Raw genomic sequence first — 21383 nt, 5'->3', positions numbered from 1 at the left:
CCACAGGCCTTCGATAATCTCCAATTGCATATAAATTAAAAATCGATAGGATTTTCCTATCATGCTTACACTCCGACAGATGCGCTATTTCGAGGCGCTTGCCTCCGCTCGCCACTTCGGCAAGGCTGCCGAACTCGTCCATGTCAGCCAGCCGGCACTCTCGGCGCAGATCATGGAAATGGAAAATCACCTGGGCGTGAAGCTGGTGGAACGCAGCCGCAGCGGCGTTTTCCTGACCCGCAAGGGCGAAGAGGTTCTGTCCCGCACGCGCGCCATCCTTGCCGAGGTGGACCAACTGGAGCAAAGCGCACGCGCCAGCTCGGGCACGCTCGAAGGGCGGATCCGCATCGGCGTCATCCCGACGCTTGCCCCCTATCTCGTACCGCGGTTGGTGCCACACTTACGCAGCGTCTATCCGGCGATCGAAATCGAACTGAAGGAATCGGTAACGTCGCGACTGGTCGCCGATCTCGGCGAGGGTCTGCTCGACGCCGTCGTTGCGGCTTTGCCGATCGAAACGGAGGGGCTTTCGACGAAGCCACTCTTCTCCGACCGCTTCTACATGGCGATGGCCGACGACGAACGAAACATCCTGATGTCGCCACTGACCGAGGATCAAGTGGATGTCGAGCAGCTGCTGCTTCTCGAAGAGGGACATTGCCTGCGCGACCAGGCGCTTGCCGTCTGCAGCACAGCGGGCAAGCGGCGCCTCGTCTCGTTCGGCGCCACCTCGATGACGACGCTCCTGCAGATGGTCGCCAACGGCATGGGCATGACGCTGATACCCGAGATCGCCATCGCGACCGAGGCTTCGCGCAACGCGATCCGCATCGTGCCTTTCGCAGCACCGGAGCCGGCACGCGAGATCGGTCTCATCTGGCGGCGCAGCAGCCCCCGCGAACGCGACATGGAAGCGCTCGCAACGGCAATCAGCGGCTGCGCCGACGACATTCTACAGGCAGCTGCCGCCTGAGCCAGACCAAAGCTCAGGCGAGCTTGGCCTTCAGGAACTCCACCGTCCGGCCCCAGGCAAGATCAGCGGCAGCCTTGTCGTAGCGCGCGGCCGAGGTATCATTGTTGAAAGCATGGTTGACGCCGTCATAGACGTAGATCGTCGCGTCCTTGCCGTTGTCTTTCAACGCCTTCTGATAGGCGTCGATACCGGCGTTGATGCGCTCGTCGAGCCCGGCATAGTGCAAGAGCAGCGCTGCCTGGATCTTCGGCACATCCTCCGCATTGGGCTGCGCGCCGTAATAGGCGACACCGGCCTTGAGGTCGGGCGCGCCGACGGCAAGCCGGTTGACGAGGCCCCCGCCCCAGCAGAAGCCGATGGCGCCGACCTTGCCGGTCGATTGCTGGTGTCCTTCGAGGAAGGCTACGGTGGCCGCCGCATTCGCCGTCGTTGCTGCGGCATCGAGCGCACCGATCATCTCGCGCGCCTTGTCTTCGTCGGTGGGCGTGCCGCCCGCAGGCGAAAGGAAGTCCGGCGCCAGCGTCAGGAAGCCTTCGAGCGCCATGCGCCGCGCGACGTCGCGGATATGCGGGTTAAGCCCGCGGTTCTCGTGAATGACGATCACGGCCGGCAGTTTGCCGCTCACCTCTGCCGGGCGAACCAGATAGCCCTTCATATCGCCGCCCGCACCGGGATAGGTGATGTCCTCGCCGGTGATCCGTGCATCAGCCGAAGCGACGATCTCCGCCTTGGCGCCATTGGCGGCAAGCAAAGGCGCGATCGTTGCCGCGGCCGCAGCCGATCCGGCCAGCCCCGTGAGCTTCTCCATGAAGCGGCGGCGGTCGAGGGTCAGATGCGTGTATTCATCATAGGCATCGATCATCGCCTGCGTGATTGTAGGCCCTTGCATGATTGCCTCCGTCGGTTTCGTTCTCCGGTGGCGGCAGACAGAAACCGCCCGCGACAGAATAAGTCGGCGGGCGGTATCGAACATACAAACTTGCGTTACCTTGCGTGAACGCCGATCAACCGTTGAGATCGAGCACGATGCGGCCGTCGATCTTGCCTTCCTCCATACGCTTGAAGATCGCGTTGATGTTCTCGATCCTGTCCCAGGTGAAATGCGAGGCGACCTTACCCTCCCCGGCGAACTCCAGCGATTCCTCGATGTCCTGCCGTGTGCCGACGATCGAACCACGGATGGTGATGCGCTTCAGCACCGTGTCGAAGATCGGCAGGCACATCTGCCCGGGCGGCAGGCCGACCAACGCCATGGTCCCCTTGGAACGCAGCATGTTGAAGGCCTGCTCCATCGCCTTCGGCGCCACCGCCGTCACCAGCGCCCCGTGTACGCCGCCCCAGCGTGAGGCGTGCAGTCACGCTAACGGGGGCAAGGCTACCCCCAGAGCCGATTCAGGGAACTTGACACGCATCAAGGCGCGACGAGCAGCGTGCAGATTATCGCAGATTTGCGCCAGTTGGAGCGGCGCGGCTCCGGATCAGCTCATCGCCATCCAGACGGCGAGCCACACCCACAGACCAAAAAGCGTCGCAAAACCTGCCATGAACAGTGGCCGGCGATAGCGGATGCGGTTAATGGTGACATGCACGAAGGCGTGAGCATAACGCAGCGCGACGAAGAGCCAGGCGAGAGCGAGGGAGACGATGTTGTCGGCCTCGGTGATATAGAGCAGCACGCAGCAGACGTAGAAGAGAACCGGCAGCTCGAACTGGTTGGCGATGCTGTTCTTCACCACCAGGCTTTCGCCCGGCTCGTCGCGGTTCTCACGGAACTGGGCCGCATGCACCTTGCCGGCGCGCACCAGCCTCACGCGGCGGAAGGACAGGAGGGCGTAGAGGCAGAAGACGAGGAAGACATGCGCCACGATCGGCCAGAACATCTCGAATCCCGTCATCACGCTACTCCCTGAATACGCTTAATCTCGAAAAACGGTTTCCCTGAAACGGCGAAGGGCGCCGCGAGATGACGCGGCGCCCTTCGAATGCAATCGCGATCAGTGCGCGCCCGGATAGTTTGGGCTCTCGCGGGTGATCGTCACGTCATGGGCGTGGCTTTCGCGAAGGCCGGCGCCGGAGATGCGCACGAACTGGGCGCGCTCCTGGTATTCCTTGATCGTCGGGCCGCCGACATAGCCCATGGAGGCCTTGAGGCCACCGGCGAGCTGGTGCAGCACGCCCGCAACCGGACCCTTGTAGGGTACCTGGCCCTCGATGCCTTCCGGAACCAGCTTCAGCGTGTCGCGCACTTCCGCCTGGAAGTAGCGATCGGCCGAGCCGCGGGCCATGGCGCCGACGGAACCCATGCCGCGATAAGCCTTGAAGGAGCGGCCCTGGTAGAGGAAGACTTCGCCCGGGCTTTCGTCCGTACCGGCAAGCAGCGAGCCGATCATGACGGCGGAGGCGCCGGCGGCAATCGCCTTGGCGAGGTCGCCGGAGAACTTGATGCCGCCGTCGGCGATCACGGGAATGCCGGCGACTTGAGCGGCTTCGACGGCGCCCATGATTGCCGCCAGCTGCGGCACGCCGACGCCGGCGACGATGCGGGTGGTGCAGATCGAGCCCGGGCCGATGCCGACCTTGACCGCATCCGCACCGGCATCAATCAGCGCCTTAGTGCCGGCGGCAGTGGCGACATTGCCGGCCATGATGCGAACGGAGTTGGAGAGCTTCTTGACGCGAGCAACGGCGTCGAGCACGCGCTGCGAGTGGCCGTGGGCGGTGTCGACGACGATCAGGTCGACGCCGGCGTCGATCAGACGCTCGGCGCGCTCGAAGCCGTCATCGCCAACCGAGATGGCGGCGGCGGCGCGAAGGCGGCCTTGCGCATCCTTGGAGGCGTTCGGGTTGAGCTGGGCCTTCTCGATGTCCTTGACGGTGATCAGACCGACGCAGCGGCCGTCGGCGTCGACGACCAGCAGCTTTTCGATGCGATGGGCGTGCAGGAGGCGCTTGGCTTCCTGCTGGTCGACGCTTTCCTTGACCGTGACCAGGTTCTCATGCGTCATCAGCTCATGGATCTTCTGGTTCGGATCCGAGGCGAAGCGAACGTCGCGGTTGGTGAGAATGCCGACGAGGCGGCCCTGCTTCTGGCCACCGGCGCCACCGTTCTCGACGACCGGGATACCGGAGATGCCGTGCTGCTTCATCAGGCCCAGCGCATCGGCGAGCTTGGCGTCAGGGCCGATCGTCACCGGATTGACGACCATGCCGCTTTCGAACTTCTTGACCTGGCGGACCTCTTCGGCCTGCTCGGCCGGCGTCAGGTTGCGGTGGATGACGCCGATGCCGCCGGCCTGAGCCATGGCGATCGCCAGGCGCCCTTCGGTCACCGTATCCATCGCCGAAGACAGGATCGGCAGATTGAGATCGATGTCCTGCGCGATGGTGGTGGCGATGTTGGTCTGACCCGGCATGACTTCGGAATGTCCGGGCAGGAGCAGAACGTCGTCGAAGGTCAAAGCCTCCAGACCAGTTGCTGTTTCGATGATGCGCGCCATGGCCAATTCCCTTCAATAAACGAAAACCCCCGGGGACGGGCTGCAATTTGTCCACCGGGCGACTTCAAAGCGTGTCTTGGAAGTTGGCGAGGGCTCGTAACACGGATATGTCAGGATGAAAATAGCCAAAGCCGGGAAATGTCCCGCCTTCGGCCGATATTTGTTGCAGAGCAGCAATTCCGCGTGATTGGGCCCAGAAACCGGTCAGATGTCGAGCTGATAGCTGACGGGCACGAAACGGTAGCCCTCGCCCTGTTTCTCCACGAAGCCGGCGGCCGGAAACGGCATGTGGTAGCCGATGAAGGGCAGCCGCTCTGTGGCGATCATGTCGAACACCCGGCGGCGGGTTTCCGCCGCCTTGGCCTTGTCCATGTCGAAGCGAACCTCCCAATCGGGCCGCTGCAGCGACAGCACAAAATGGTTGGCGGTGTCGGCGGTCAGAATCAGCGCCTTGCCGTCGGAATCGAGCCGGAACACCATGTGGCCCGGCGAATGGCCGAAGGCGGCAACGGCCGTAATGCCCGGCACGACCTCGGCGCCGTCGCCGATGAAGGTCGTCTTCTCGGCAAGCGGCACCACCTTTTCCAGCACCGCCTTGTGGCCGTTCTCCGCCGGCGTACCGGCGCGTGCCGGATCCTTCCAGAAGGTGTATTCCGTCTCGCCCATGACGTAGCGGGCATTGGCGAAAGCCGGTTTTCCTGCATCCATCAGGCCGCCGATATGATCGCCGTGCATGTGCGTCAGCGCCACGACAGTGACCTGCTCCGGCTGATAGCCCGCGGCGCGCATGCCGTCGAGGAGACGGCCCGCACCGGCTTCACGGCCGCCCTCGCCCATGCCCGTATCGAAGAGCACCACCTCCGTTCCGGTATCGACGAGAACCGGCGAATAACTGTTAAGCAGGGTATCCGTCGGCAGAAAATTTTGCGCGAGCAGATCGGCCACCGCCTGTTGTGGCTGGTTGGTGCCATAGGTTTCGTGCGGTTTGTCGCTGACACGTGTCCCGTCATTGACGACGACGACCTTGAAGGCACCCAGTTTGAGGGATCGTATCGGAGGTGTGATCATTCCCCGGTTGTCCGCCTTTTCCTGAGCTACGGCAAGGCCGGCCATCAGCGATGGCGCCAGTACACCCAGTGTTCCCGCTCCCATCAAGGTCCGGCGTTTCATCGACATCTCACTCATGGTCCATTCCGCCTCCGCTATCCTGTTGGATCCGTTGCCCTCAGCGGCAACCTGGGCCAGAACTAGCGTCTTGACAGCAAAGGCCAGCCGGGATCACAGGCTTTTGATCCGCAATTACCGGTTTCGCCCCGACAAAAGCCATCACCAGCATTAGCGTCCGCCTATCGCAGACTGTCTCCAAAGCGCACCTCCATGAACCGTATCGTCCCGATGATCCTCGCCGTTGCTCTCTTCATGGAGCAGATGGATTCGACCGTGATCGCCACCTCGCTGCCAGCCATCGCCCACGACATCGGCGTCGGGCCGATCACGCTCAAGCTGGCACTGACGGCCTATATGGTAGCGCTGGCGATCTTCATTCCCTTGAGCGGCTGGATGGCCGACCGCTTCGGCGCCAAGAAGATTTTTCGCGCAGCGATCCTGGTCTTCATCGCCGGGTCTGTTCTCTGCGCCATCTCCAACAGCCTCGTCGCCTTCGTCTTCTCACGCTTCCTGCAGGGCATGGGTGGCGCGATGATGACGCCGGTGGCCCGTCTTGTGCTGGTGCGCGGCACGCCGCGCAGCGAGCTCGTCTCGGCAATGGCACTGCTGACGATCCCGGCACTCGTCGGGCCGCTTGCCGGACCGCCGCTTGGCGGCTTCATCACCACCTATTTTTCCTGGCACTGGATCTTCCTGATCAACGTGCCTGTCGGGATTGCCGGCTACATCCTTTCCGGCATCTACCTGCCGGAAATGGAGACGCGCAATCCGCCGCCGGTCGATGTCCTCGGCTTCGTGCTTGGCGGCATCGCCGCCTCGGGCATCGTCTTCGGCCTGTCGGTGATCAGCCTGCCGGCGCTGCCGCCCATCGTCGGCATCGCGTCGGTGGCGATCGGCACCATTTCGGCGCTGCTCTACATCCGCCATGCGCGGCGACACCCGGCCCCGGTTCTTGATCTCAAGCTCTTTCGGGACAGCGCCTTCCGCGCCGCCTCGATCGGCGGCACGCTCTTTCGCATTTCGGTCGGCGCGGTCCCCTTCCTGATGCCCTTGATGCTGCAGGTGGGCTTCGGGCTCAACCCGTTCCAGTCAGGCCTCATCACCTTCATCGGCGCCGTCGGCGCCATCACCACCAAGTTTTATGCACGGCGTGTGCTTGCCTTTGCCGGCTTCCGCACAACACTGATCATCGCTGCCATCATCGCCGCCATCACCACCTTCGCCAACGGCTTTTTCACGCCGCAGACGCCCTATCTGGTGATGATCACCATCCTCTTGATCGCCGGTTTTGCCCGCTCGTTCTTCTTCACCAGCGTCAATGCGCTCTCCTTCGCCGATATCGATGACGCGGATGCTAGCAAGGCGACCTCGATGAGCGCGGTGCTGCAGCAGATCAGCCTGGCGCTTGGCGTTGCCGTTGCCGGGGCGATCCTCGAAATCGAGACCAAGCTCAGCGGCGGGCCGCTGCAGCTCGACGATTTCCACACCGCCTTCATGATCATCGCCGCCGCCAACCTGATCGCAGCGATCCCCTTCCTGACCATGGCCAAGAACGCCGGCGCCACGGTCTCGGGGCACCGGCTGCCGGCGCGCGAAATCGAGACGGCCGCGGGAAAATAGTCCCTGCGAGCAAACGCTATTCGACGATGCCCGAAGGACAGCGCTGGTTTAGTAGTTGGCCAGCCACTGCTCCGCGCCCAGATCGCCGAAACGGGGCTTGACGCCAAGCAGCGGGGCCGAGCGGCCGATGATCGTCTTGACCATGGGGGCGGCATTGGCCGCCGCCGTTCGTCCGCCATTTTCACCGGTTTTCGGCGCATCGATGATCGAGAGCACGATGTATTTGGGCTTGTCCATCGGGAAAGCCCCAAGGAAGGCGTTGAAGTTGATGTCCTTGGCGTAGCGTCCGTTGATGACCTTGTCGGCGGTGCCGGTCTTGCCACCGACATGGAACCCTTCCACTTGCGCTCGCCTGCCGGACCCTTTCACGCCGTTCCAGTTGTAGAGGAAGCGCATGTCTGCGCTGGTCGTTTCCTTGATCACTCTCTGCGAAACCAGCTTCGTTTCCTCCTGCGAACGCGGCAGGAATGTCGGCGGGATCAGGTGTCCGCCATTCATCAGCGCCGCGGCGGCAACGGCCGTCTGCAACGGTGTGGTCGCCACGCCGTGACCGAAGGAGATCGTCACCGAATTGATTTTCTTCCACGTGCGCGGCTGGGTCGGGATGGCGACCCCCGGCATTTCGGTCTGCATGCGGGACAAGAGGCCCATCTTCGTCAGGAACTGCTGGTGGCCCTCGATGCCGACCATGTCGGCGACCGCCGCCGTGCCGATGTTCGACGAATACTGGAACACCTCCGGGATCGACAGCGGGCGGTTCTTGCCCTTGAAGTCCTTGATGGTAAAGCCGCCCATGCGGATCGGCCTGGAAGCATCGACGACCGAATTCAGATTGACCTTGCCCGCGTCCAGCCCCATCGCCAGGGTGAAGCTCTTGAAGGTCGAGCCCATCTCGAAGGTGGCGTTGCTCATCCGGTTGAACCAGCCCTTTTCGTACTCCTTGTCGACGCCGCCGCCGGGCAAGGTGCGGGAGGGCTCATTCGGATCGTAGTCGGGCACCGACGCCATGGCGAGAACCTCGCCGGTCTCGGCGTCCAGAACCACAGCGCCGGCCGCCTCGGCCTGGTAGGCTGTCATCGCGTTCGCCACCACCTCGCGCACGATGTTCTGCACGCGCAGGTCGATCGATAGCCGTACGGGCTCTAGCGAAGCGTTGCTGGTGAGGCCGACCGCCCGAAGGTCCGCAAAACCCTGCTGGTCCAGATATCGCTCTATGCCCGCCAGGCCCTGGTTGTCGACATTGACGTGACCGAGGATGTGCGAGGCCGTAACGCCACCGGGATAGAAACGGCGCTTTTCCGGGCGGAAGCCGATACCGGGAATGCCGAGCGCCAGAATGTCGGACTGCTGCTTCGGGGTAAGCTGGCGCCTCAGCCACTGGAACGCCGAACCGGACTGGAGCTTGCGGTGCGTGTCGCGCCAGTCGAGGTTGGGGACGACGGTCGCGAGCTTCTCGACGACTTCGTCGGCATCGACGATCTTTCGCGGCTCCGCATAGAGCGACATCATGTTGAGGTCGGTCGCCAGCAGGTGGCCGTTGCGGTCGACAATATCAGGTCGAGAGGCGATGACATGGGCGCCACCGCCGATCGATGCGGTATCGGCCGGCTCCGAAAGCCCGTATTGCACGAGACGCCCGCCGACGACCAGAAAGACGACGGCAAAACCAGCGATCAAAATCCCCACGCGCTGCCGTGCCTGGCTCCTGCGTCCGGCGCTGGTGCCGATGATGACCCCCGGTTTGCCGCCACCATTCCTCTTTACAGAAAAATGCGCGCGGCTTCTGAGCCGAACGGCAAGCGAAATCATCGTCATCCAGGATACATCCACATGCAGGCCAACCGAGCACGTGCTCGACCCTTCGCCAATCGTCGATCGGCAGCCGGCGCTCGGTGGAGTATAAAACCTTAGGAGGTCCTAATGGACCAAAGAGTACCACTAGAGTTGCACTCAAGTCCTTAACGGCAGATTAACCACCACGCGCCGTCTTTTGGGGGAGCCGGCGCTGGGAAGCGATGGGATAGGCTGCCATTCGGCGCATGTCAGCCCGGTCGGAGGGTCTACCGCGGCTTCGGACATTCGCTAATCGCCGGGAATTCGGCGTCCGGGGTTCCGGTTATTCCGGCCGCTCGCAGACGGCGGCAATCTTGTTGCCGTCGAGATCGCGAACCCAGGCGCCGTAAAAATGCGCGTGAAATGGGCGCAGCCCCGGCGCACCTTCGTCGGTGCCGCCATTGGCAATCGCCGCAGCATGAAACGCATCGACGGCGGCACGCGTCTCCGCCGTCAGCGCGATGCTCACGCCGTTGCCAAAAGTCGCCGGCTCGCGATTGAACGGGGTTACCACCCAGAAGCGGATGCGGTCGCCCTCCGTGCCATAGCCGATCTCGGTCTCGTCTTGGCGCTGCCGGCGATAGCCGAGCGCCGGAAGCACCGCATCGTAGAACACGCCGGCGCGTTCGAGATCGTTGCTGCCCACCGTGACGTATAACAGCATGGCTATTCTGCCGCCTCGTCTTCGCTCTCCGCCTCGCTGCCCGCCTGCTGGCGTCCCTTGAAGCCCTTGGCGAGCAGGAACATCTCGACCGATTCGGCGCGCGAGGAGGCCGGCTTCACATGGATGACCTGGCGGAAATTCTGCTTGAGCATGTTGAGCAGTTCGCGCTCGGTGCCGCCCTGGAAGGTTTTCGCCAGGAAATGGCCGCCCTCGGCGAGCACGTCGACGGCGAAATAGGCAGCGACCTCGCACAGATGCATGGTGCGCAGGTGATCGGTCTGGCGATGGCCGGTGGTCGGGGCCGCCATATCGGAAATCACCAGATCCGGCGTACCGCCGATCGCTTCCTTCAGCTTCTGCGGCGCCTCAGGATCAAGGAAATCCATCTGCAGGAAACGCACGCCCGGGATCGGATCCATCTCGAGGAAGTCGATCGCCGCAACGCGCGGGTCGGTATCGGTCGAATTGGTGACCTTGGCGGCGATCTGCGACCAGCTGCCGGGTGCGGCACCGAGGTCGATAATACGCTTGGCGCCGTTGAGGATCTTGTGCTTCTCGTCGATCTCCAGGAGCTTGAACGCCGCGCGGGCGCGATAGCCCTCGAGCTGCGCACGCTGCACATAGGGATCGTTGATGTGGCGCTCGATCCAGCGGCGGGAGGACGCTTTGAGCTTGCCCTTCTTGACCTTTTGGCCAAGCTTGCGGCCGCTGCGGTTACCGCCAACAGGGGGTTTGGTCATGCCTTGTTTCCTTCCTGGCTGCCGGAGGCATTGGTGCCGCGCTGATGGCGGCGCGGCCGCGAACGGCGCCAGGCTCCGTCGTCCGCCATCATATCTGTCAGCAAGCCCTCGCGCAGACCACGATCGGCAACGCGCATGCGTGTCGATGGCCAGCGGCGGCGGATCGCTTCCAGGATCGCGCAGCCGGCAAGCACCAGATCAGCCCGGTCAGGACCGATGCAGGGATTGGCCGCACGCGCATCGAAATCCCAGGAGAGGAGCCGCGCCTGCATGGCCGAGACCTCGTCGTCGGTCAGCCACAGCCCGTCCACCCGGCGGCGATCATAACGCGGCAGATCCAGATGCACACCGGCAAGCGTCGTGACCGTGCCCGATGTGCCGATCAGATGGAATCCGCTGCCGGATGCACCATTTGCGAGCGCCTCGACCGGCGGGCTGTCGAAGCGGGCAAGCATGCCTTCGACCTCGCGCACCATTGCCTCGAAACTTGCCGGCGTGACATGCTGGCCGCCGTGGCGCTCCGAAAGCGTGACGACGCCGACCGGCAGCGAGGTCCAGTGAGTGATGTGGTTGGCAAGCCGGTTCGACCTCGAGTCGCCGATCCGAATGACGGCAATTTCGGACGAGCCGCCGCCGATATCGAAGAGCACGACTGAACGCGTCTCGCGATCAACCAGCGACGAGCAGCCGGAGACGGCAAGCCGCGCCTCGGTTTCGCGATTGATGATCTCCAGTTCGAGACCGGTCTCGCTTGCCACCCGCTCGAGGAAGTTCTCACCGTTTTCGGCCGCACGCGCCGCTTCGGTCGCAATCAGCCGGCTGCGACGGATGGTGCGGGCGCCGAGCTTCAAGGCGCAGATCCTCAGCGCTTCGACGGCGCGCTCCATCGCTTCGTCCGACAGCCGGCCGCTGGCGCCGAGCCCTTCGCCCAGGCGAACGATGCGCGAGAAGGCGTCGACCACCCGGAACTGGCCGGGACGTGTCGGCTGCGCAATCAGCAGGCGGCAATTGTTGGTGCCGAGGTCGAGCGCGGCATAGAGCGGCGCCGGCGGCTCGCCGGTCGCAACATGAGGCGTGCGCGGCTGTTCGGCACGCTGCCCGGGCCTTTGCTGTCCGACCGTTTGTCCGCTGGATGCGGGCGAACCCGATCGCGCGTTGCCACCAGCGTCAGCCGCCCTTTGCTGCGTCGGCTGACGCTCGCCACTTGTCAGCGGACGGCCCTGGAGCCCGCGGCGATGCCGCGCCTTCTTGTTGCGCTTGTGCCCCTTGCGCTCGCCAAGCGTCGGCTCGACGAGCTGAACGCCGCCACCCTCTCGGGCGGACGCACCGGGGGTCTGTTGCTTACCGGATTTCGAACGACGCCGCCGTTTGCGCTTGCGCGCCGGCTCCGCATCATTCTCTCCTGCGGGACGCCCTGCCAAACCGGCAGCACCGGGCTGGCTGGCAATTGCAGACGGCGTAGCAGACGACTTGCGTCGTTTGCGCTTGCCCTTGCCGTTGCGCGGACCGAGCTTCGATCCATCACCGCGGCCTGCTGCCGACGCCCCGGATTCGGACGGCTTTTCGCCGTGATCGGGGTCTTTCACGTGTTTCAACCATGGCGCCGCGCAAGCCCTAAGGGCCGCTCAAGGCGCTCTCTCGATTTTTCGTTGGCGCGACTGTACCAGCGCAAACCCCATTCGCCAAACTGTTTTTGACTGCATCACCAAGGGCTAAGGCCGGACCGGCTGAGCGCCGCGACCATTATTGCCGATCCGCGCCCCCCTTCCCCTTGCGACTGCCCGCTGCAATTTCGCGACCGACGGTCGCCCCCCACCGACCTCGGCATATTGGCGCATCAACTCGCCCGCCACATCGCGATCCGCATTTTTTTGCCAAAAGGTATTTGCATTGGCCGCCGTTTTGTTTATAAGCCCGCCACACCGACGCAACGGGCGGCGCCCGACAGCGACCTTGGGGAATAGGTTAACGGTAGACCAGCGGACTCTGACTCCGTTAGTCCTGGTTCGAATCCAGGTTCCCCAGCCAATTCTCGATGAATCCCCCTTTACTTTTCGATTTCCGGCCACGCCAGATCCCGCTTCGGCGTGGCGTCACGCGCCATCTGATCCGGATCACAAAACCCCTTCGCCTTCCAACACCGCGCCGCCTTATCTAGGAATATTAGGATATTCTTTGCTGAGGCAGCTTGCCTATGGGCGGCAAATGGGGTGGGATGACCGCAAATCGGCAGGTGTTGGGCGTTGGCGATGATGAAGGGGTCCGATACGCAGTTCCAGCTCGGCGGCGAAAGGCGCCAGGTGACGGCGCTTTTCTATGACATCGTCGGCTCGACCGAACTGTTGCTGAGCAGCGACCCGGAAAAGTATCTCCACTCCATCGCCAATCTCCACAACAGCTCGGAAGACATCATTCGCCGTTGCGGCGGCAATCTCAATCGACGGCTTGGCGATGGCGGATGCGGCTACTTCGGTTATCCGGAACAGATCGAGGACGCCGCCGAGAGGGCCGTCCAGGCTGCGCTCGAGCTCGTCCAGATGGCGAACCGCCACAGCCGCCGTGCGCGCACAGTGCCGTTTCAACTGCGCATCGGCGTTGCGACAAGCGTCGTCGTTCTGTCATCTGATGGCAACGATATCGTCGGCACCGCGCCCATATTGGCCTCCCGGCTTCAGGCTGAAGCGCAGCCGGACACCGTCCTCGTTGCTGAGGCGACCTACCAGCTGACGCGCAACAAGTTCGACTATACGTTCCTGCGAAACGCCGCGCTTAAAGGGTTTTCGGAACCGACACCCCTGTGGCAGCCCCTGGCAACATCCCCTGCATCCGTGCGCTTTTCGCCCAATCCCGCGCGCGGGATGCCCATGGGAGGGCGGGAGAAAGAGCTCGCGCGGCTGACGAGCGAGTGGCAGGCCGCATGCGAAGGCAACGGCAAGTCTATCGCGGTGATCGGGGACGCCGGCATCGGCAAGTCAAGGCTTGTCGCCGAGCTGCGCCGCACGGTCCGGCACGAAAACGACGCCGACATTCTATTGCAATGCGACATGCGCTTGTCCGGCGAGCCCCTGCAGCCGTTGATCGGCTTTCTCGAAGCAAAAGTTGGAAGAGACACCCTGCAAAGCGGCAATGCCCCTCGCCTGCAGGAGGCGTTGCAAGGCGTCGGTCTCGCTGTCGACGAGAGCACTGCACGGTCGATCAGCGCGTTTACCGGTGGCGTTTCTCGACGCAGGGCCGGAAACATTCAGGTTGCCGATATTTCCGGGGAGGCGTTCAGGAAGGACGTCATTCGCGCGGCCGCGCATATCCTTTGCGCAGGAGAAACAGCCAAGCTCATCGTCATCGAGGACGTGCACTGGGCCGACAGCATGACATTGGCGCTGCTCGAGCACCTGCACGCCCACGCTCGCCGCCTGCCGGTCCTGGTGATACAAACCTCTCGCGGGCCGATTGCGCACGAGACGGCCGAGTGCCTGACCCTTACGGGCCTCGGAACACCAGCGATGAAAAACCTTGTGGCTTCGATATGGGGCGGGACGCCGCCCGCAGGCCTGGTGTCTTTCATTCTGCAGCAATGCGACGGGCTGCCGCTTTATGCCAAGGAGCTCGCGCTCCTTCTTCGAGGCAGGCATGTAGCAACATCCATCGCCGCCGACTGGACAAAACTCCTCGTCGATGAAGGCGTTTCGTCGCTGAACGATCTTCTGGCCGCCAAGCTTGCAAAGGTTGGAAGCGCCCGCCGCGTCGCGCAGTTGGCGAGCGTTATCGGCAAGGAGTTCAGCGTCAGCCTGCTGAAGCGTCTGCTGGACGGCATCAAGGCCCCGTCGCTTGACGACGATCTCGCCGCGCTCGTCTCGCACGGCGTGATTGAGCGAGCCGCCACATCCGAGGACGCCTACCAGTTCCGCCACGTCCTCCAGCATGAGGCGGCCTATGGCAGCCTGCTGCGCAGCGACCGACGCAGGATCCACAAACGCATCGCGCAATTGCTCAGCGAGGAAGACCTGCCGGGCCTGCCGCCGGCGGTCGCAGCCTGGCAATGCGCAGAGGCAGGCCTTCACCGCGAGGCCGCGCAATTTGCGATGAAGGCGGCCGAGGCGTGCATCTTGCGTTCGGCCATGCAGGAGGCTCGCCAATCGCTCGATCTTTGTGCCCGCGAGATCGCAGCAATGCCGCGCCAAGCGGATCGCCGCGATTTCCTGCTGGATCTTTTGCAGCTTCAGGGCGTCGTGGCGACGGCGCTGGAGGGAGAGGGATCGCAACTGGCCCGCAGAATCTACGCGCGCGCCATGTCACTGCTGAGGAAAGATGGATCGGCAAACCGCGAAGAGCGCCTTCCGCTCTATTGGGGCTGGTGGTTCACTGCCCCCAATGTCTCTCTGCAGCAATCGCGGGCCCGTGTCCTTGTCGACGACATGCAGAACGCCAACGATCCCGAAACCCGGCTCCAGGCCTATCATTGCGGCTGGGCAACAAGCTTCCACGCAGGGCATCACGGCTTCTGCCTGGATTGTGTGAGCAAGGGCCTGGAACTTTATGACGCTGAACGGGCCTCGCGAAATCGGGCCTTCTACGGTGGGCATGATGCGAAAGTGTGCGGCCTCGGCGAAAGTGCCTTGTCCTACCTTCTGACGGATGCGCAGGCGCCGAGCGAGACTGCGATCAGGCAATGCCTGGAATGGGCCGATCGGACGGAGCATGTCGGCAGTATGGTACATGGGCTCTACTACGGGATCGTGTTGCGCCGTTGCCAGCAACGATACGAAGACGTGCACAGGCTCGGAGAGCGGATGCTGTCATTGGCCGAAGACAACGGCCTGGTGGCGAGCCAGGCGCGCGCCAATATGTATTGTGGCTGGGCGGAGGCGATGGCCTCATCGCCTGAGCGGGGCGCTAAGCGCTTCGAAGAAGGCCTGCGCCTTCAGCAACAGACGGGAACCGACGACAACCTGTCGATCCACAGCGATATGCACTCCGAGATCCTGGAGCGGATGGGAAGGCCTGCCGATGCGGTCGCGCTGGTCGAGAACGCCATCGCGCTTGGACGCAAGAGCGGCCAGTGGTTCTGGCTCGCGGAACTCTATCGGCGCAGAGCGCACCTGGCGTTGACGCTGGGCGATGCGCCGGCACGCGCGAAACGGGATCTGCGCTATGCCGTGCAATCAGCCGAGGCGCAAGGCGCCGAATGGCTCGCGAAGCGTGCCAGGCGCGATCTGCGACACCGTTTCGGGTAGTTGGCGATGGCGGCGCCGGCGATCGAGGACAGACCTCTTCATGGATTGCTGCACGGCCCCTTCCCGCCCATTCCCGACACCTGGGAAACGGTCGAGAGGATTCTCGCGCGCAAGCGAACGTTCGGCATCACACGGCTCGGATCCGTGACCGGGCTTGATCGGATCAAGATACCGGTCGTGCAGGTGATCCGACCAGCCTCGCGGTCGGTTTCCGTCAACCAGGGCAAGGGTCTCACCTATGCTCAGGCTGCCATATCCGGCCTCATGGAATCGCTTGAGGGATGGGCGTCGGAGCGCATACCGGCTGAGCGCATACGGACGGCCAGCCTCGCCGAAATGAATGCGGACGGGATGTGGTCCTATCTGCTCCCGGCTGCTGCCCCAGCCGCCGACACCGATGCGCTGACCTGGATCACAGGCTGGGACCTGGTGTCCGGGACGTTTCGGCCCGTGCCATTGGCGGCAGTCGATACGAACTACCTCGTCCCCTCGCCGCACCCGCACTGGTTTGAAAGAAACACGACGGGCCTGGCCGCGGGGACAAGCTTGCAGAGGGCTGTGAGCCACGCCTGTCTCGAGATCCTCGAACGCCACGCCTGCCATCTGGCCATGCAGATGCCGCACTTCTTCGACCGCTTCCGGATTGGCGTCGATACCGTCCGCGGGGGCGAGGCCGGGGAGATCATTGACCGCCTTCGTCAAGCAGGATTCGCTGCGGGCATATGGACGCTCCCCGGCATCCATGGCCTGCCCGCCTACTGGTGCCATGTCATGGAAGATCCCGCGCGCGTTCCGCTGGCTCCGTTGCCGGCCGCAGGCTTCGGCTGCGATCTCAGCCACGACCGGGCTCTGGCCAAGGCGTTGCTTGAAGCGTGCCAGTCCCGCCTGGGCGCCATCTCGGCGACCCGGGAAGATGTCACCGGCCGCTTCTATGCCCGGCCGGACCGGGGCGAACTTACCGCCTGGTTTGAAAGCCTGTCACGACCGGGCCGGTCCTTCGCTGAAAGAGAGCCCAGGTTCTCCGGCGAAAACGCACTGACGGCGATCCTGGATGCGATGGTTGCCGCAGGTGCCAAGGCGGTTATCGCCGTGGTCCTGTTCTCGGATCAAACGCTCCCTCTCGATGTGGTCAGAGTGGTTGCACCACCGCTGGAGGTGGGCGTTGAGAACTGAGATCGTCGTCTTCCTGGGACCAACGCTGAGTGCTGCCGAGGCGCGAAAGCAGCTTGACGCGATCTATCTTCCACCCGCCGGCCAGGGTGATGTCGTGCGTGCCGTGCTGGAACACGCCCCCTCGGTAATCGCGATCATCGACGGTGAGTTCGCGCAACGGCCGGCAGTCCGACACAAGGAGATCCTCTGGGCCATGGCAAAGGGCATACGCGTCTTCGGGGCCTCCAGCATGGGCGCCGTTCGCGCGGCGGAACTCTGTGACTATGGCATGGCCGGCCACGGCTTCGTCTTTCGATGGTACCGGCGCACACGACTGGCTGACGACGCGGATGTCGCCGTGGCGATGGCTCCGCCCGAATTGGGATCACGGGCCCTCACCGACGCCCTCATTGACATCAGGTTGACACTGAAACAGTCTGAACGACTGGGCATAATCACGCGGGAACTTCGCGCTTTGCTCGAAGAGACAGCGCGATCGCTGCACTTTTCCGAGCGTACCTATCACAACATCTTTTCCAGATCTGAAAACAATAAAAACACCATTGAGATAGATAAATTAAGAAATCACCTCGAATCTTCTTCCGTCCAACAGAAGAAATCTGATGCCATCGAGCTACTAAAAGCGGTGTCACGGATGGCGTCCTTGCCACGAGACCCGAATAAGGACGAGACGTTTGAAATGACCGAGGCTTTTGCGTTCGATCTTCAAGACTCTGATCTGCTCGACCAGATATCCCGTGCGGATTAATACGAACAAGGTAATCGAAATTTACAATCGCAGGTGTTATTGAAACCGCGAGGGAGGGGCAAAATGGATGCCGCCACTCACACGTCCGATACCAGCTCCGACGGAGCCGCTTCGCCGCGTCTCGGCACCCGATTTCTTGTCTTCCCGCAACCTCCCTATATTCCCGGCTACGAGAAGCCTGAGGTCGTCTGGATCGGCCCATCGGCGGGCGGCATCTCGGCCGGTCCGTCCGACCGTCGGATGTATGTCGCCGATCCGCTGGAGCCGAAGCGGCCCTATGCCTATCCCATCCTGCCACCCTATGCCGGCGACCTCCATCTGCCTGCAGAACCGGACGCGGACGGACACTTTGATCACATCACCCCGGACTCGCCTGCATTTCTGGCAACGCACAGTTTTGCCTGCGCGCGCCGTGTGCTGGATATCTTCGAGGGTTATGTCGGACGGGACATCAGATGGTTCTTCGAACCGACCTTGAGCCGGCTCGAAATCATTCCGCACATTTTTGATTGGGACAACGCACAATCGGGCTTCGGCTTCCTGGAGTTGGGGGAAAGCGAGCCCGAAAGGACGACGTCCCGTTTCGCGCTGAACTTTGATTCCGTCGCCCACGAAATGGGTCACCTGATCCTTCTGAGCGAACTGGGCCCGCTTGAAGGCGACGGCGCCGGCAGCGACTTCTTTGCCTATCACGAAGCCATGGCCGATTTCGCTTCGCTGCTCGGGCTGCTCCATTTCGACACGGCAGCCGATCGAATTCTGCGCCGCACCGGCGGCGATCTGCTGATCAATAACGAGCTCGACCGCTTTGCCGAGCTCAGCGAGGAAAGACAGATCCGAAGCTTCAACAATTCGCTGCGCGTAGGCGATGTCGGCGACGAAGTCCACGATCGTTCGAAGCCATTCGCCGGCGCGCTCTTCGACTGCCTGATCGAGGCTTATCAGTCTCTGCTGTTCGAGCGGGGATTGTCCGACCTCGATCCGCGGCGCTTCAGCAATCTGCGCCAGCAGATGGCTGCGAACATCATCGAAGCGAAGTTGCGCACGTCCAGGGCAGACTACGAGCTGAAGCATTTCGCCAGCAAGGCCGCCCTGCAGGAGGCGAGAGACATTGTCGGTGAAAGCGTGGTGCGCTCCTGGCGCCATCTCGAGCCGGACGATCTCACCTTCGAGACGGCAGCAGAGGCCTTTTTGACAGCGGCCGATCAGGGACGCGGCCGCTCCTTTGTCGAACAATTTGAAGATTGCATGAGGTGGCGTGAAATTCTCTGGTGAAACGAAGGAAATCGAGATGGATAATGAACAACACTTGCCTGCACCCGCTGAAACGGGGCTCTATTTTCCCGATGCGCTCATCCTGTACGGCGTGAAACTCAACAGCGAAGATGACCATGGAAAGCTCAGCATCGGCCAGCAGGACCTCGAGTTGAGATTTCAGCTTTATGCCGGCCCCGATCCATTGACGAGCACTCAGCATTCCATCGTTTTAGCCTATGGTTATGCCTTCGAGGGCCATTGTTACCGCTTGGACTCCAACCGGATATTCATCGTTGTCGGCCCCGAAGACCAAGACCCGGTCGGTTGCGGGTTTGACGTCCAGCCACCTGCGCCTAAAAAGCACACCGGCTACCGTATGTGGCGCATTCAATCTTCAACCCAATTGCTCGAGATCGCGACCAGCGCCAGCGACGCGAAGACGCTCATTCTGGACGCAAGCCTGCCTGGAAAGAGGTCGCCAACCGCGTACGCCATCACGCAATCGATGGCCCACCGGAACGGTCGGCTCGGGCGTGAGTAGCCGCTTGTCGTCATGCCGCCGCCCAAAGGTGATGGCTAGCCGTCCGTGCCCTCGACCAGAGGATCGCGTTCGGCCTTGCAGACATCGTTGCTTCCATAGGCCGGCGGTTTTTGCTGCCGCATCGTCCGAATAGGCGCATAATCACGTCCGGCTCCAACAAGATCAGGCGGAGAGAGGCAGATGTTCGAGACCGGCAGAAATGCGGACGCAGCCTATGCGATCGAGTACATCCAGGAACATCCGGAAGCCGGGCTTTGTCAGGAGGGTCGGCGCTGGTGGATTACGCCGAATGCGAACGAAACCGACCAGGAGGTCTTCCATCTCGACGTCGCCGAGGCTGAAAGGCTCAAGGACGATGCGCGCCTTCAAGCGGTGTTCGGTATAGCCCATGAGGGCCGGTCGCTCTGGATCATGCGGAACATGACCTAGCCACTGACGTCGCGAACGCGCCCCGACAAGCGTGCGGCCTATGGCAGCCCTCGCCCCGCAAGATTGCGCATCATTGCCGCCGCGCCAAAGGTGCCGTTGCGAGGCGCTGGATCCGTCATGTCGCGTCCCCCTCCCTGAGCGCCCTTTTTCTTGCAGCGGAAACAGCCGCTGTAACGCCGGCCGCACCTCTCAGGCGCCCCATGGGTTGTAACCACCGGAACATTGCAAATTTTCGCGCGTTTACGGTTGTGTCACGCGCCCTTCGGGCGCCCTTGTCGCTCGACTTCGCGACGGTGCGAAATCCAGTGCCTGCGACTGCCCGGAAAGGTTCAGGAGCGGTCGCCCCAGCCTGGAGGACGCCAAGAAAGGATTGATGCAATGAACCAGCACGAAGAGTTCAAGGACAAGCCGGTGATCGACCCGGTGACAGGGCAGACAATACAGTCGGTTTTGCCGACACAGACGAGCGAAGTGACCGAGGAGCCCCGCAGGCGCAGCAACTGGCCGATCGTCATCATCCTGCTCGCCGGTCTCGTACTGGCGCTGATCGCCTGGCTGCCGGCCGAGCTGAGCCGCGATACCGCAACCACACCGCTGCCGGCGACCACCGATCAACCGGCGGGTCAATCGACGACCGACACCACCAGCCGGACCACGCCGCCCGCTGATACCACGACAACGCCGCAGCAGGGTACGCAAACACCGGAAACGCAGGGCTCGACCCCTGGATCAACCCCGGGCACGACGCCTGGAATGACACAGCCGGCGCAATAACGTTCGCGCATGACCAGAAGGGCCGGAGAAATGCTCCGGCCGCCTGCAGCGACACGGTCGACAAGCATGACTGGACGCTGCGCGGGCCATCTGTCGCTTAGTCTCGCTTGATCGAAGCTGCGATCATTGCGTCCCAGCCGGCAACGGCGCATTCGGCAATCGCCAGCAAGGTTTCCCGTGTGGCACCATCGCGCGCTTCGATCGACATGCCGTGCTGCAGCGAGGCGACATAGGCGGCGATCGCCGGGCAGTCGATGCCGCATGGCATGTCCCCTTCGGCAACACCGCGTTCAAAACGCTGCTCCAGCGCCGCCTGCTTCTCCAGCCGGCGCACCTTCAGTGCGTCGCAGACTTCCGTATCTCCGCCCGCCATCTGCGGCGCGGACAAGACCACCATGCAGCCTCTCGGCTCGCCACGCCGGGTAAAATTCTCCGCAGTGCGCCTTAGAAGGTCGTGCACCGCCGCCTTTGCGGTCGGAGCCGTCTCGAGGCCATCCCAGATCCCGGCACCATCGGTCCGGCCATAAAGGTCGACCGCCTCTAGGAAGAGCTGCGCCTTGCTGCCGAAAGCGGCGTAAAGGCTTGGCGGGTTCAATCCCATCGCCCGGGTGAGATCCGCCAGCGACGTGTTGTCATAACCCCTGTCCCAGAAGAGCTGCATGGCGCTCCTCAGCGCCTCCTCCCGGGAGAAGTTGCGTGGTCGTCCGCGGCTCGACATCAAAGCGAATTCCTTTCT

18 protein-coding genes, 1 tRNA gene and 1 pseudogene are annotated in these 21383 nt (G+C 62.9%); 10 read left to right on the top strand and 10 right to left on the bottom strand.

Going from position 1 to position 21383, the window contains the following annotated elements; all coding sequences use genetic code 11:
• The first annotated feature begins 61 nt into the window (after positions 1 to 61).
• On the top strand, positions 62 to 973 hold the full coding sequence (locus BBX50_RS11985) for a hydrogen peroxide-inducible genes activator (RefSeq protein ID WP_065775547.1): 912 nt from the start codon (positions 62 to 64) through the stop codon (positions 971 to 973).
• A 13-nt stretch (positions 974 to 986) separates the two neighbouring features.
• Here BBX50_RS11985 and BBX50_RS11980 read toward each other — a convergent pair whose 3' ends face one another.
• From BBX50_RS11980 to BBX50_RS11960, 5 genes and pseudogenes are all read right to left on the bottom strand, one after another.
• Positions 987 to 1862 carry a dienelactone hydrolase family protein gene (locus BBX50_RS11980; protein WP_065775546.1) on the bottom strand — a complete coding sequence of 292 codons (876 nt, stop codon included), beginning with the start codon at positions 1860 to 1862 and terminating at the stop codon, positions 987 to 989.
• A 115-nt stretch (positions 1863 to 1977) separates the two neighbouring features.
• Positions 1978 to 2310 (bottom strand): annotated as a pseudogene (locus BBX50_RS11975) (zinc-binding dehydrogenase); the annotation flags it as partial.
• Between the two features lie 141 nt (positions 2311 to 2451).
• Positions 2452 to 2868 carry an MAPEG family protein gene (locus tag BBX50_RS11970; protein ID WP_065775544.1) on the bottom strand — a complete coding sequence of 139 codons (417 nt, stop codon included), beginning with the start codon at positions 2866 to 2868 and terminating at the stop codon, positions 2452 to 2454.
• Positions 2869 to 2967: 99 nt separating this feature from the next.
• Positions 2968 to 4470, bottom strand: a complete 1503-nt coding sequence (gene guaB / locus BBX50_RS11965; protein WP_065775543.1) for an IMP dehydrogenase — start codon at positions 4468 to 4470, stop codon at positions 2968 to 2970.
• A gap of 204 nt (positions 4471 to 4674) precedes the next feature.
• Positions 4675 to 5655: an MBL fold metallo-hydrolase gene (locus tag BBX50_RS11960; protein ID WP_139108363.1), complete on the bottom strand. Its 981-nt coding sequence runs from the start codon at positions 5653 to 5655 to the stop codon at positions 4675 to 4677.
• 192 nt (positions 5656 to 5847) lie between these two features.
• Between BBX50_RS11960 and BBX50_RS11955 the strand changes: the two genes are divergently transcribed.
• Positions 5848 to 7257 carry a DHA2 family efflux MFS transporter permease subunit gene (locus tag BBX50_RS11955; protein WP_065775542.1) on the top strand — a complete coding sequence of 470 codons (1410 nt, stop codon included), beginning with the start codon at positions 5848 to 5850 and terminating at the stop codon, positions 7255 to 7257.
• A gap of 48 nt (positions 7258 to 7305) precedes the next feature.
• Here BBX50_RS11955 and BBX50_RS11950 read toward each other — a convergent pair whose 3' ends face one another.
• The 4 genes from BBX50_RS11950 to BBX50_RS11935 all read right to left on the bottom strand — a co-directional run bounded on the left by BBX50_RS11950 (position 7306) and on the right by BBX50_RS11935 (position 12080).
• Positions 7306 to 9072, bottom strand: coding sequence for a penicillin-binding protein 2 (locus BBX50_RS11950; RefSeq protein ID WP_065775541.1), 1767 nt, complete (start codon positions 9070 to 9072; stop codon positions 7306 to 7308).
• 301 nt (positions 9073 to 9373) lie between these two features.
• The gene (locus BBX50_RS11945; RefSeq protein WP_065775540.1) at positions 9374 to 9754 is read right to left on the bottom strand and encodes a VOC family protein; all 381 of its coding nucleotides are present in this window, start codon (positions 9752 to 9754) and stop codon (positions 9374 to 9376) included.
• Positions 9755 to 9756: 2 nt separating this feature from the next.
• Positions 9757 to 10494, bottom strand: coding sequence for an RlmE family RNA methyltransferase (locus BBX50_RS11940; RefSeq protein WP_065775539.1), 738 nt, complete (start codon positions 10492 to 10494; stop codon positions 9757 to 9759).
• On the bottom strand, positions 10491 to 12080 hold the full coding sequence (locus tag BBX50_RS11935) for a Ppx/GppA phosphatase family protein (RefSeq protein WP_065775538.1): 1590 nt from the start codon (positions 12078 to 12080) through the stop codon (positions 10491 to 10493). The genes BBX50_RS11940 and BBX50_RS11935 overlap by 4 nt, the downstream gene beginning before the upstream one ends.
• A gap of 368 nt (positions 12081 to 12448) precedes the next feature.
• Between BBX50_RS11935 and BBX50_RS11930 the strand changes: the two genes are divergently transcribed.
• The 8 genes from BBX50_RS11930 to BBX50_RS11895 all read left to right on the top strand — a co-directional run bounded on the left by BBX50_RS11930 (position 12449) and on the right by BBX50_RS11895 (position 20647).
• Positions 12449 to 12522, top strand: a tRNA-Gln gene (locus BBX50_RS11930).
• 221 nt (positions 12523 to 12743) lie between these two features.
• Complete coding sequence (locus tag BBX50_RS11925) at positions 12744 to 15725, top strand: AAA family ATPase (protein WP_348271558.1); 2982 nt, start codon at positions 12744 to 12746, stop codon at positions 15723 to 15725.
• Positions 15726 to 15731: 6 nt separating this feature from the next.
• The gene (locus tag BBX50_RS11920; protein WP_083213595.1) at positions 15732 to 16898 is read left to right on the top strand and encodes a YcaO-like family protein; all 1167 of its coding nucleotides are present in this window, start codon (positions 15732 to 15734) and stop codon (positions 16896 to 16898) included.
• The gene (locus BBX50_RS11915; RefSeq protein WP_065775537.1) at positions 16888 to 17646 is read left to right on the top strand and encodes a TfuA-like protein; all 759 of its coding nucleotides are present in this window, start codon (positions 16888 to 16890) and stop codon (positions 17644 to 17646) included. The genes BBX50_RS11920 and BBX50_RS11915 overlap by 11 nt, the downstream gene beginning before the upstream one ends.
• A 63-nt stretch (positions 17647 to 17709) precedes the next feature.
• Positions 17710 to 18921 (top strand): hypothetical protein, encoded by a 1212-nt coding sequence (locus BBX50_RS11910; RefSeq protein WP_065775536.1) that lies wholly within the window; start codon positions 17710 to 17712, stop codon positions 18919 to 18921.
• A 16-nt stretch (positions 18922 to 18937) separates the two neighbouring features.
• Positions 18938 to 19444 (top strand): hypothetical protein, encoded by a 507-nt coding sequence (locus BBX50_RS11905; RefSeq protein WP_065775535.1) that lies wholly within the window; start codon positions 18938 to 18940, stop codon positions 19442 to 19444.
• 180 nt (positions 19445 to 19624) lie between these two features.
• Entirely contained in the window at positions 19625 to 19873 is a 249-nt protein-coding gene (locus BBX50_RS11900) for a hypothetical protein (RefSeq protein ID WP_065775534.1), read from the top strand.
• A 378-nt stretch (positions 19874 to 20251) separates the two neighbouring features.
• Positions 20252 to 20647, top strand: coding sequence for a hypothetical protein (locus tag BBX50_RS11895; protein ID WP_065775533.1), 396 nt, complete (start codon positions 20252 to 20254; stop codon positions 20645 to 20647).
• 97 nt (positions 20648 to 20744) lie between these two features.
• Here the strand turns inward: BBX50_RS11895 and BBX50_RS11890 are convergent, their stop codons facing one another.
• Positions 20745 to 21365, bottom strand: a complete 621-nt coding sequence (locus BBX50_RS11890) for a TetR/AcrR family transcriptional regulator (protein WP_065775532.1) — start codon at positions 21363 to 21365, stop codon at positions 20745 to 20747.
• Between the last annotated feature and the right edge of the window lie 18 nt (positions 21366 to 21383).

The sequence above is a fragment of the Ensifer sp. LC11 genome (assembly GCF_001695835.1).
Classification (GTDB): domain Bacteria; phylum Pseudomonadota; class Alphaproteobacteria; order Rhizobiales; family Rhizobiaceae; genus Ensifer.
This window is presented reverse-complemented; position numbering and strand designations above follow the sequence as displayed.